The organism is uncultured Corynebacterium sp., from assembly GCF_902782855.1.
Classification (GTDB): domain Bacteria; phylum Actinomycetota; class Actinomycetes; order Mycobacteriales; family Mycobacteriaceae; genus Corynebacterium.
In genome coordinates, this window is the sequence record NZ_CACZOO010000138.1 from 1 (window position 1) to 11,682 (window position 11,682).

The 11,682-nt window shown below is 68.7% G+C and carries 9 protein-coding genes and 1 pseudogene; 5 read left to right on the plus strand and 5 right to left on the minus strand.

Translation table 11 applies throughout. The annotated features are described in order from the left end of the window. The 3 genes from QZV72_RS06445 to QZV72_RS06455 form a co-directional block, all read right to left on the minus strand. Nucleotides 1-1,815 (minus strand): condensation domain-containing protein (locus QZV72_RS06445; protein ID WP_297006441.1); only part of this gene is annotated, 1,815 nt, incomplete at its 3' end. Nucleotides 1,816-1,840: 25 nt separating this feature from the next. Further along, on the minus strand, nucleotides 1,841-3,007 hold the full coding sequence (locus QZV72_RS06450) for an isochorismate synthase MenF (protein ID WP_297006442.1): 1,167 nt from the start codon (nucleotides 3,005-3,007) through the stop codon (nucleotides 1,841-1,843). After that, nucleotides 3,007-3,660 (minus strand): isochorismatase family protein, encoded by a 654-nt coding sequence (locus QZV72_RS06455; protein WP_297006444.1) that lies wholly within the window; start codon nucleotides 3,658-3,660, stop codon nucleotides 3,007-3,009. The genes QZV72_RS06450 and QZV72_RS06455 overlap by 1 nt, the downstream gene beginning before the upstream one ends. 51 nt (nucleotides 3,661-3,711) lie before the next feature. Here QZV72_RS06455 and QZV72_RS06460 point away from each other — a divergent pair, with 51 nt between their 5' ends. Further along, entirely contained in the window at nucleotides 3,712-4,536 is an 825-nt protein-coding gene (locus tag QZV72_RS06460; RefSeq protein WP_297006446.1) for a 4'-phosphopantetheinyl transferase, read from the plus strand. A 154-nt stretch (nucleotides 4,537-4,690) separates the two neighbouring features. On the opposite strand, the gene QZV72_RS06465 is transcribed toward QZV72_RS06460, so the two are convergent. Continuing rightward, the gene (locus QZV72_RS06465) at nucleotides 4,691-6,487 is read right to left on the minus strand and encodes a cell division protein ZapB (RefSeq protein ID WP_297006447.1); all 1,797 of its coding nucleotides are present in this window, start codon (nucleotides 6,485-6,487) and stop codon (nucleotides 4,691-4,693) included. A gap of 61 nt (nucleotides 6,488-6,548) precedes the next feature. Here QZV72_RS06465 and QZV72_RS06470 point away from each other — a divergent pair, with 61 nt between their 5' ends. The 4 genes from QZV72_RS06470 to QZV72_RS06485 all read left to right on the plus strand — a co-directional run bounded on the left by QZV72_RS06470 (nucleotide 6,549) and on the right by QZV72_RS06485 (nucleotide 10,778). Further along, a complete protein-coding gene (locus tag QZV72_RS06470; RefSeq protein ID WP_297006448.1) occupies nucleotides 6,549-7,697 on the plus strand; it encodes a glycosyltransferase family 4 protein in 1,149 nt (382 codons plus the stop codon). 130 nt (nucleotides 7,698-7,827) lie between these two features. Next, nucleotides 7,828-8,883: a glycine betaine/L-proline ABC transporter ATP-binding protein gene (locus tag QZV72_RS06475; protein WP_297006450.1), complete on the plus strand. Its 1,056-nt coding sequence runs from the start codon at nucleotides 7,828-7,830 to the stop codon at nucleotides 8,881-8,883. Further along, nucleotides 8,883-9,758 carry a proline/glycine betaine ABC transporter permease gene (locus QZV72_RS06480; protein ID WP_297006451.1) on the plus strand — a complete coding sequence of 292 codons (876 nt, stop codon included), beginning with the start codon at nucleotides 8,883-8,885 and terminating at the stop codon, nucleotides 9,756-9,758. The genes QZV72_RS06475 and QZV72_RS06480 overlap by 1 nt, the downstream gene beginning before the upstream one ends. A 9-nt stretch (nucleotides 9,759-9,767) precedes the next feature. Continuing rightward, nucleotides 9,768-10,778 carry a glycine betaine ABC transporter substrate-binding protein gene (locus tag QZV72_RS06485; protein ID WP_297006453.1) on the plus strand — a complete coding sequence of 337 codons (1,011 nt, stop codon included), beginning with the start codon at nucleotides 9,768-9,770 and terminating at the stop codon, nucleotides 10,776-10,778. Nucleotides 10,779-11,039: 261 nt separating this feature from the next. Here QZV72_RS06485 and QZV72_RS06490 read toward each other — a convergent pair. Continuing rightward, nucleotides 11,040-11,682: pseudogene (locus QZV72_RS06490) on the minus strand (hypothetical protein); the annotation flags it as partial.

Sequence of the window (11,682 nt, forward strand, 5' to 3'; positions counted from 1 at the left end):
CGCGTCGATGCCTGTGCCCCGGCCGGTTTCCCCGGTGCCCCAGAACACCGCCGGGCGATCCGGGTCAGCAGCAGCCCGGGCGAAGAAGCTGTCGTGCAGGGTGCGCGGCGTGATGGCCTTGCCCGCCTCTACGGCCTCCTGCTCGATCCGGGCGCGGACCTGCCGCTGGGACTCCGGCAGGGCGATGGTGTGCGGGCGTGTCCAGTCCGAGGCCATCTCATCCCCGGCCAGCAGCTCATCGAGCAGACCACGGTAGGCGGAGAACATCGCCTCAATGACACCCTCCGGGAAGGCGTCCCGGCGGACATCCCAGTTCAGCAGAATTCCCCCCTTCAGCTCCGCGACCTGGGCGTCCAGCACCACCTGCGGGCCCTGGGAGATGATCCACACCGGCTCGCCGAACTCCTCGGTCACCTCGTCGGCGAACAACTCGCCCAGATCAAGGCCACTGGTGTACACCACCGGGGCGGTGACCGGAGCACCGGCATTGTGCCCCAGCTCGCGCAGCACATCCAGACCCCGGAAAGCGGAGTGCTCCGCGGTCTCGTGCAGGGTGGACTGCATCGACCGGACCCGCTCCAGGAAACTCCTGCCCGGATCCACATCGACATCCAGCAGGAGTGAGTTCGAGAAGTCCCCGACCAGGCCCGCCACATGCTCGTGCAGCGGCTCCCGGTCGAACAACGGCAGATTCAGCAGGAACCGCTGATGGCTGGACCAGCGGGCAAGCGTGTCCGAGAAGACCGTCGCCAGCACCATCGCCGGCGTCACCCCGTGAGCGTGGGCCCGGTCGTAGAGCCGGGCCTTCTGATCCGGGCGAAGCAGCACATCCAGACGCACCGACCGGTGCGGATCCGCCATCTTCTGCTCCGGCACCAACGGCAGTGACGGCGCCTCCGGGTAGTCAGTGACCCGCTCCCGCCACCACGCTCCCTCTCTCTCAGCGGCGGCAGACATCGAGGCGCCGTGCTCATGCAGATAGGTGCGGTACCGGTAGTCCAGAGTGGTCGGGCTCGGCTCCTGGTCACGGTGGAAGGCCGCCAGGTCAGCGAGGATCGTGCGGTAGCTCATCGCGTCCGCCGCGATCATGTCCACATCCAGGTGCAGGCGGGACCGGTCACCCGGCAGCAGGGTCAGGGAGATGTCGATGACCTGGCCGGCGGCGAGGTCGAGGAGCTGGTGGGTCTTGACGTCCCGGATCTGGTCGAGGGACTCCTCAACCTCCGCCGGGCTCTTCCCCCGCAGGTCCGTGACCGAGAACACCGGCTTCCCGGGTGCATCGAGGACCTCCTGGGTGCCGTTGGGCAGCACCCGGGTCCGCAGACTCGTGTGCCGGTCGGTGAGCCGGTCCACCGCGGCGGACAGTCGGTCCGGGTCGACCGCGGCACCGTCGAACTCGGCGTAGAGGTGCGCGGCGACACCGCCGAGGACCTGGCCCTCATTGCGGCCCACCCAGTACGCGTGCTGCATCGTGGCCAGTGGGAAGGGGGCGTCCGCCGGAGTGTCCGCGGTAGGGGAGAGGCCCGTATCTGCTGCGTCTGCGGTATTTTCCGTGTCCGCCGGACCCTCGGCGGCCGCCTCCGTGACGATCCGGGTCCAGCCGTCCACGGTGGCGTCCCTGGCGAACGCGGCGAAGGGGACCTGCAGGCCCGTGGCCTCCCGCACCTTCGCGGAGATACCGATCATCGCCACCGAATCCAGGCCCAGGGAGATGAGGTTCTCACCGTCGTCGATCTCGGCGACGGTCGCGCCGAGCGAGTCAGCGGCGAGCTGGCGCATCAGGGTGCGCAGGTCAGTGGTGGTTACTGTGGTCATGGTTGTCCTTTCAGAGGAAGAGGAATCAAACTGTGGTCTGGGCGAGCGTCCTGCTCAGCGCCCGGGTGAAGGTGCGGAACTTGGTGTCGGTCTCCCGGTGCTCCAGATCCGGGTCAGAGCCTGCGACGATGCCCGCCCCGGCGAACGCGGTGACGGTGGAACCGGCGGTACCGTTGTCACGGACCAGGCCGCCGCGCAGGGCCAACGCCCACTCGGAATCACCGGCGGTATCCACCCAGCCGACGAGGCCCGCGTACATGCCGCGGTCGGCATCCTCCAGCTCACGGATCAGCGCCGCAGCCTTCTGGGTCGGCCACCCGCACACCGCGGGCGTCGGGTGCAACGCATAGGCGAGCTCCACCGGGGAGACCCCCTCATGCAACCGGCCCGTGATCGTCGAGGCCAGGTGCATGATCACCGGGGTCTCCACGATCTCCGGTCCGGTGGGGACCGACACCTCCGTGGCATGGTCGCGGAACACGTCAGCGACGCGCCGGGCGACCAGTGAATGCTCCTGCAGGTTCTTCGGGGAGTGCAGCAGTTGTCTGCGCCGTCGGTGGTTGATGAGCTCGCGATCGGGGTCGTCCCCCGGGCACCGTGGCGCTGATCCGGCCAGCGGGACACTCGTGGCCACACTGCCCCGGCAACGTAGCACCAGTTCCGGGCTTGCGCCGAGGAACGTGGCATTCCCGGGAAGGTCCACCCGGTAGGTGAATGCCTGTGGGTTATCGGCAGCGAGGTGGGAGAACAGGGCATCGCAGTCCACCGAATGCGTGTGCTCGACGGTCATTCGCCGGGCGAGCACCACCTTGTCGAGGAGGCCCGCATTGATCTCGTAGACGGCCCGTCCCACCGCACGGCGGTAGTCCGGGGAATCCACGGGCGGGAAAGCTTCCGGAGTTTCCGTCGCAGGTACCGGGGAGGTGGCGCCGGTGGCAGCGGTGGTGTTCTGCCACTGCGCCTGCTCCGGAACGTACAGCACCGCCGGCGTCGAGGTGTCGAACGGGATCGCACCGACGACCAGCGGTGCCCCGTCAGCGGTGGTCGCGTCCGAACTGCACGTCCGGGCGGTCTCCAGAGCCTCGTGGACAGCTCTGGCGACCGCCGGGCCGGTCCAGTCGGCCGGGGTGACGCGGTGCTTCACCCCGGATGTGCGCAGGTGATACTCGGGGGTGGACATCTCGAAGATCATCAGGCGGCCCCGTTCCCCGACCCGCTCCCCAACTGGCCCAGGGCCGTCGCGGTATCGAGCACATGTCCGCACCGCTTCGCCGCGTAGCTGAGCGCCCGGAGATGGTCCGACAGGCGGAAATCCGCCAGTGCATCGGCGACGAGGAACGGCTGGATGTCCCGCATGAACGCCGCGGTCGCCGTGGTCAGGCACCCGATGTGGGCGTAGACCCCGGTGATGATCAACTGGTCACGGCCGGCCTCGGCGAGCTGCTCGGCCAGATCGGAGCGGGTGAAGGCATCGTACCGCCACTTCGTCAGCACCGTGTCGGTTGCCGTGGGATGGAGTTCGTCGACGATCGCCTCGCGGCCGTCACCGGTGATGCCCCTGCCCCAGAAATCCCACAGCAGACCGCGGTCGGCGGGATCCTGGTTCGGCGGTTGTGCGGTGAAGAACACCGGCATGCCTGCCGCGGTGGCGGCGTCCCGCAGTGCCGCGATGTGTTTGACGACTGTGGTGATGAGCGGGGATTCCGGGCCGAAGGCGTCCACGAAGTAGTACTGCATGTCGTGGACCAGCAGGGCGGCACGGGAGGTGTCGAGCTGCCAGTCGACGCGGTTCGGTGGGAGCTGCGGAGTCTGCGGCAGTGGATAGGATTCTATCGAGGGGAGCATGGATCTCCTTTTCGGGTGGGGTGGACTGTGGTGGTGGTTAGGATCGGCGGCATGACACACGGGACACACGCCGGGTACGAACGACTCTTCGCGGAGCTGCTTCCCGGCTCCGCTGCGGTGGCCGCGATGACCGGTGATGCCGGGACCGGGGTACTGACGGACGCGGAGCGGACGTACATCGCCGGTGCCGTCCCGAAGCGGGTCGGCGAGTACGCGGCCGCCAGGGTCTGCGCCCGGCGGGCGATCAGCCGGGTGCGGGGTGTGGACGGGATGCCTGATCCGGTGCCCGATCTCGTGCCGGGCCCGGAGCGCGACGTGACCTGGCCCGAGGGGCTGGTCGGCGCGATCACCCACTGCGTGGGACTGCGGGCGGCGGCGATCGCTCCGGCGGACGAGGTGCTGAGCCTCGGGATCGATGCCGAGGTCAACGAGCCACTGCCGCAGGATGCCTGGTCGGTGGTCAGTGTCCCCGGAGAGGCGGAGATGATCGAACGGCTGGGCGGATGCTCCGGAGTGAACACCGGAGTGAACCTCGACCGTCTGCTGTTCAGTGCGAAGGAGAGCATCTTCAAGGCGTGGTTCCCGCTGACCCGCCGCTGGCTCGACTTCACCGAATGCCGCCTCACGGTCCGCGCGGACAGTGAAGACAGTGCGGACAGTGAAGACAGTGCGGACAGCGCGGACAGTGTGGGCGGGGGAGGGGCGGACGACCTCGCTCTCCCCGTGGCGGCGGGCACCTTCCGCGGAGATTTCCTGGTGCCGGGAATTGAGGTACCGATGTCCGGAGGCGGCCCGGAGAACAGGGTGACCGGGCTCAACGGTCGGTGGTGCGCTACGGGGAGTCATCTGCTGACGGCGGTGAGCCTCGGCAGATGACCGGGGGCACGGTGCAGGGGGACCGCGCGCCGGAGGAGGGCGTCCATGGAGGTCAGGCTATGCGTCGGGGGCGGTCCTCCCCCTGCTCCGAGGGGAAGCGTTCTTAGCCTGAAGAAGGCGGCAGGTGAGGTGAGGCTGTGCGTCGTCGAACCTCTCAGAACCCCGGTTCATCGTGGAAACCGACACGGGCGAACTCCACCGTCCCATCCGGCAGTTTCCAGTAGTGCAACCGCCGGGCCGCCGCAGTGTTCGTCTCCAGGTCGACCCGGAAGGCCTTCGCCCCGTCGTCACGGACCAGCTGTGGCGCGCCACCACCCTCGCCGTCGCGGTAGGCGTGGTGCCGGGTCGTGCGCTCCGGCAACCCGCAACCGATCCAGGCCATCACCTTCGGCAGCTTCCACCGCAGCGCCTCCGAGTCCTTGACGGTCCTGCTGACGGAGGCGAGGAACCCTTCGCCGTAGCGGAACGCCAGCGGATGCTCGCGTTTGTCCGCCGCATCCACCTGGCGGGCCCAACAGAGCTGCACCTCGGTGTACAGCTGCCAGTAGAGCGTGTCGAACTCGTCACCCATCAGCGGGCGCTCGGTGTACACCGTCCGCTTCTCGGTCTTCTTCGCCCGTGCGGCGGTCACCGCCTCACCGGAGGCGGCCCCGTCCGGCAGAGCGACACCCGCAGCCCTCAGCCGCGCGCGCAGCAGATCATTCTCGTCCTCCAGCCGGTCATTCTCGTCCCACGCGTACCGGCGTTCATCGTCATAGGTGCGCAGCTGTCGTTGCAGTTCGTCGATCTGGCCCTCCATCCGCCGCAGGTGCTTCTTCAACTGCGGCACCCTGGCCCGCAGGCCCTCCAGCTCCGCGACGGATCCCGCGGGGACGCCACCCGCGGCGCCCCCCGGGACGGTCCCGGGGGAGTCCTCCGCGACGTTCCCTCTACCGTTGTCTGCGCCGGCCCCGCCGGCGGAGGGAACCGTCATCGACACCCATGCCGGACCACCGGTGCGCAGCGGTGGTGCGGCGTCCACCCCGGCACCCTCCGGCGCCGGGCCGACGATGATCCTCAGCGACCCACGACGCTCACCGACGGACTGCACCTGCACCGCGACAACAGCGCCCACCTCCGCCGTCACATCGACCCCGGCCTGCGTCAGATGGGACGTCACCCCGGGCACGACCTGCACACCCACCTGACTCTTCGCCACCACCCCGGTCACCACCGCCGGATAGCAGTGCTGCACCACCAGGTCGGCGGCCATCCGCTCCACCGCGCGCAGACCACTGACGTCGGTCACCGCACCGGAGGCGTCGAAATGCCCGCTGACCTCGTCGCCGTCGGCGAAGACACTGCCGATCACCACCGGCGCGCCGGGCAGCAGCGTATCCAGGTCCACCCGCAGCATGCCGAGCCCCGGGGCGTCCGGCGAGGTGATCATGCCCACCGTCGCCGAGGACGCCCCGGTGAACTCGCCACGGAACGGCCGCGGGCCGGCGTCCTCCGCGACAGCGTCCGAGGCCCGGTCCGCCAGCGCCTCGTACCCGCGGGCATTCTCCACCACGGTCAGCAGTCGGGCGGCGAGCGCCCCGGCCACCCGTGTCCCGTTGTCCGGACGGATGTTCGCGAACAGGAGATCCCCCGCGAAGCAGTCCTCCATCCACGTCAGGTCGTGCGCCGGGTAGATCCGCGCCGCGCCGTTGTACGGGGTGGTCCCGGGCGGCATCAGCCCGGTGAGCGCGCGGGTCAGTGAGGGGTCGGTGATGACCACGAGACGGGCCGCGTCCCCCACCTCATCGGCGATACGCCGAAGATCCAGCGGGACCTCACGGGACCGGTTCTCCGCGGTGGCCACCAGGGTGGGGGTCATGTCCGGCGGCGCGCACAGTGCCGCAGCCAGAGCGGCGACGTCGGTGGTGGAGTCGACGGACCGGAACGGGGGCGGCGGCGGTGCGGGGTTCATGGGTGCGACGCTAGCAGGGCAACCCTCCCGACACGGGGCGGGTGTTACCGTGGTCCCCATCATGAAGGTCCTTCTGCTGTGTTGGCGCGACTCCGGGCATCCCGAGGGCGGGGGCAGTGAGGTCTACCTCGAGCGAGTCGCCGAGTACCTGGCGTCCGAGGAGGGCGGACGCCACGACGTCACCTTCCGCACCGCCCGCTACCCCGGATCAGCGCCGGTGGAACACCGCAACGGGGTGACCTACGTCCGCGGCGGTGGGGCGGTGGGCGTGTATCCGGGGGCCTGGCTGCACATGCTCCGGCACCGGTTCGACGTCATCGTCGACACACAGAACGGTGTACCCTTCTTCGCCCGTGTGTTCGGTCGGGGGCGCGTGGGGTGGTCGTGGCCCGGCCGCGTTCCCGTGGTGCTGCTGACACACCACTGCCACCGCGCGCAGTGGCCGGTCGCCGGGCCGGTCCTGTCACGGGTGGGCTGGTTCGTCGAGTCGCGGCTGTCGCCGTGGGTCCACCACCGCACCCCTTACGTCACGGTCTCCGCGCCGAGCGCGGACGACCTGGTGCGCCTCGGGGTGGACCGGCGACGGATCACCGTCATCCGCAACGGGGTGGACGCCCCGCCGGCCGGTGTCGGTGCAGTCGTGGACGCCGCCGAGGGGACCGGCCCGTTACACCTGGTCACCCTGTCGCGGCTCACCCCGTACAAGCGGATCGAGCACGCCCTGCACGCGCTGGCCGCCGTCCTGCCGGACCACCCGGGCACCGTCCTCGACGTCATCGGCGACGGCTGGTGGTCGGAGAACCTGCGGCGGTGCGCCGCGGAACTCGGTGTCGGCGGGCACGTGGTCTTCCACGGACACGTCACCGAGGACGTCAAGCACCGCCTGCTCGCCGGCGCCGCGGTGCACCTCATGCCCAGTGCGAAGGAGGGGTGGGGGCTTGCCGTCATCGAGGCGGGGCTGCACGGGGTGCCGACGATCGGCTACTCCTCCTCCGACGGGTTGCGCGACAGCGTGGTGGACGGGCGGACCGGCCTGCTCGTGGGGTCGGAGGGAGACCTCGTGACCGCGGTGGCCGGCCTGCTCGATGACCCGGAACGGCGCCGCAGGCTCGGGGACGCCGCCCGGGAACGGGCCCGGAGTTTCTCCTGGAACATCACCGGAGAAGCGTGGAGAAAGCTGCTGGAGAATATCCGGCAAGACCGCAGGTAGTCGTGCAATTCTGGGGATATTGAGCAGTGAATTTCGCTCAATGGCCAGCGGTGTAAATGCAGAATTCTGTACAGTGGTCTGAGTGTTCTTCTGACGAGAGCCGTGTGACTACTGCTGGAGGAGATGACAGATGACTGCTGTACGTGCTGAACACCTCTACAAAGTGTTCGGGAAAAAGCCTGGTGAGGTGATCCGTAGGCTTGAAGAGGGGGCTGACCGGAGCGAGTTGGCGGGCCTGGGGACCGCCGCCGTGATCGACGTGAATTTCGAGGTGGAGGAGGGGGAGATATTCGTTGTCATGGGACTGTCAGGTTCAGGGAAATCGACACTGATCCGCATGATCAACGGTCTCTGGAAAGCCACCGCGGGAACTGTCGAGGTGATGGGCAGGAATATCGCCGAACTCGATGGAAAATCATTGCGTGACCTGCGTGCGAAGCACGTGTCCATGGTGTTCCAGCACTTCGCCCTGCTGCCGCACCGAAGTGTGCGTGACAACGCGGCCTACGCCCTGGAGATCCAGGGGGTTCCGAAGGCCGAACGTCTCGCCAAAGCCGACGAATGGCTCGCCAAGGTCGGCCTGGACGGGTGGGGCGACAAGCTCCCCGGCCAGCTGTCCGGTGGTATGCAGCAGCGGGTCGGCCTGGCCCGCGCCCTGGCGGCCGAGACCGACATCCTGCTCATGGACGAGGCCTTCTCCGCCCTCGACCCGCTGATCCGCTCCGAGATGCAGGACCAGCTCATCGAGCTGCAGCATGACCTTCACAAGACGATCATCTTCATCAGCCACGACCTCAACGAGGCGATGAAACTCGGCGACCGCATCGCGATCATGCGTGACGGCCGGGTCGCCCAGATCGGCACCGCCACCGAGATCCTCGCCAACCCGGCGGACGCCTACGTCGCCGACTTCATCGCCGACGTCGACCGCTCCCGCGTCCTCACCGCCGCGGAGATCATGACGCCGATCGACGAGGCAGAGTTCGGGGCGAACCCGGACTCCGGGAGCTTCCCGGTGGTCTCCGCCAGTGACATGGTCTCCGATCTCTTCGAACAGTCCGCATCCACCGACGGCCCGCTGGCCGTCACCGACAACGGCTCCGTGGTCGGCACCGTCGAGGCAGGGGACATCGTCTCCGCCATGGCGACGCCGGACTACGGGACCGCCGGGGAGGACGCGCACTGATGGGCACCTTCGCCAACCCCGACCTCCCGCTCGGAGACTGGGTCTCCGATGCCATCGACTGGTTCACCGACACCTTCCGGTGGCTGCTGGACTTCATCGGCACCGTCCTCGACGGACTCTACGACGCCTTCAACTGGGTCCTCGGCTCGCCGATCTACTACATCCTCATCGTCGTCTTCGGCCTCATCGCCTGGACCGCGGTCAGCTGGAAGGCCGGCATTCTCACGGCCCTGGGCTTCTACCTGGTCCGTGCGGTCGACGAATGGCCGCAGGCGATGGAGACCCTCTCCCAGGTGCTCGTCGCCGTGCTCATCGCCGTGGTCCTCGCCGTGCCACTGGGCATCTGGGCGGCGAAGTCGGACACCGTCTCGCGGATCGTCAAACCGGTCCTCGACTTCATGCAGGCCATGCCGGCCCTGGCGTACCTGGTGCCGATCATCGTGATCTTCGGCATCGGCGTCACCCCGGGCATGATCGCCACCCTCATCTTCTGCATGCCCCCCGGTGTCCGCTTCACCGAACTGGGCATCCGCCAGGTCGACAAGGAGACCGTCGAGGCCGGCCGCGCCTTCGGCGCGACGAGCACCCACATCCTGTTCCGCATCCAGCTGCCCCTGGCGCTGCCGACGATCATGGCCGGCATCAACCAGGTCATCATGCTGGCGCTGTCCATGGTGGTGCTCGCCGGTATGGCCGGTGCCCCGGGCCTCGGCGCCGACATCACCAGCGCGATCAGTTCCCTGAACGTGCCGCTGGGCGTCAACGCCGGTGTCGCCGTGGTGATCCTCGCGGTCTTCCTCGACCGGATCACCGCCGGGCTCGGCAGCAGGACCCCGCTGGCCAAGGCACGGGCCCGACAGGCCCAGAACGCGTAGGAGGAGATCATGCACACCATCATGAAGAACACCCGCACCGTGGCCTCGGCTCTCGCGGTCGGCGTCCTCACCCTCTCCCTGGGGGCGTGCGGGGCGGAGAACTCCAACTCCGCCGTCGGCGGTGGCGGGGACGGAGCCGAGCCCTACGCCGCCCGGTTCGCCGACTGCATCCCCGGCGAGGGGTCGGAGGACGCCACCGGCATGGACGTCGACGACGACCGGAAGATCACCCTCGCCGCATTCAACGGCTGGGACGAGTCCTTCGCCGCAGCGCACCTGCTCAGGTACGTCCTCTCGGACGAGGGCTACGAGGTGGACATCCGGGCGCTGGACGCCGGCCCCGGCTACACCGGTCTGGCACGCGGTGACATCGACGTCATCATGGACACCTGGCTGCCGGTGACCCACGAGAACTACCTCGAGCAGTACCAGGACTCGATCGAGCCACTGGGCTGCTGGTACGACAACGCCGTGCTCACCCTCGCGGTCAACGAGGATTCCCCCGCCCGGTCCATCGCCGATCTCAGAGACATGGGAGGGGACTACGGCAAGCGGATCGTCGGCATCGAGCCCGGCGCAGGGCTGACCGGCCAGACGAAGAAGGCACTCCCGGTCTACGGCCTGGACGACTGGAACTTCCAGATCTCCTCGACTCCGGCGATGCTCGCCGAACTGAAGAAGGCGACGGACGCCGGTGACGACATCGTCGTGACGCTGTGGCGCCCGCACTGGGCGTACGACGCCTTCCCGGTCCGTGATCTCGAGGATCCGGAGGGCGCGATGGGCGGCGCGGAGAACATCCTCAACTTCTCCCGCACCGGTTTCACCGATGACAACCCCTATGTCGCCCAGCTGCTGAAGAACCTGGTCATCGATGATGAGCACCTGTCGTCGCTGGAGAACGTCATGTTCTCCGACGAGAACTACGGCGGCGAGAACCTCGACGCCGCGGTGAGGGAGTGGGCGAAATCCAACCCCGACTTCTTCGAGGACTGGAAGGCCGGCGCGCTGGGGGAGTGACTCTCCCCGCCCTCCGCACGGCGGTCCCCAGCCACCGGCGTTGACGGCGTTCGGCAGCGGCCTTGATCTTCCGCATCTGATCGGCCCCGGTCCGGTGGACCAGCGACACACCGGTGTCCCGCGGGAAAAGACATCCGGCGGGAACCCCCGAACGGGAACCCCCGAACGGGAACCCCCGAACGGGAACCCCCGAACGTGAACTGGGGTGTTCGCCGACACCAACAGTTACGGGGAACTCCGCCATCCGGGCCCGCGCCCACCTCATCCGACCCGGTAGAGCGCCCACCCGTCAGCCGACCAGATCAGTTCATGGGGGGACGCGGCGTCGGTGAGCGCAGCGGGAACAGCGGCACTGACGCCTTGTGCGGCGTCCTGCGCGGCATCCGTCTCGACGAGCACGAGGTCGATGCCAGCCTCGGCCAGCCCGTCGTCGCCCGAGGCGAGCCCGGACAACAGCCGCACCGTGTCCGGGTCCCCGTCGACGACCCGACCGTCGACGACCAGGTACCCGGGGTCCACCGGTGAACCGGGCAGCATCTTCAGCATCGGGTCGAGCACCGGCCGCCCTCCGATGACCCGGTAGTTCCCCGGGGGCCACAACAGGGTGCGTCCGCCACCGGCGTCCACCATGGCGTCCTTCATGGCATCCTCCACCGCTGCCACTGCGGCGGCGTATCCGTCGAGGGTGGCGGGCCGCAGGTCAGACAGATCCGCGGGTAACGCCGGGACCTGCAGGAACGCCAGCACCCCCACCGTGAGCGCCGGAAGGGCCCGCACAGCCGGGGCACCCCGGGACGCCAGCGCGTCCGCCAGCACATCCACCCGTCCCAGCAGCACCACCAGCGCCGGCAGTGCGAGGACCACGAACTTCTGCGTGTCGCGCAGCAGACCGGCCCCCGGCACC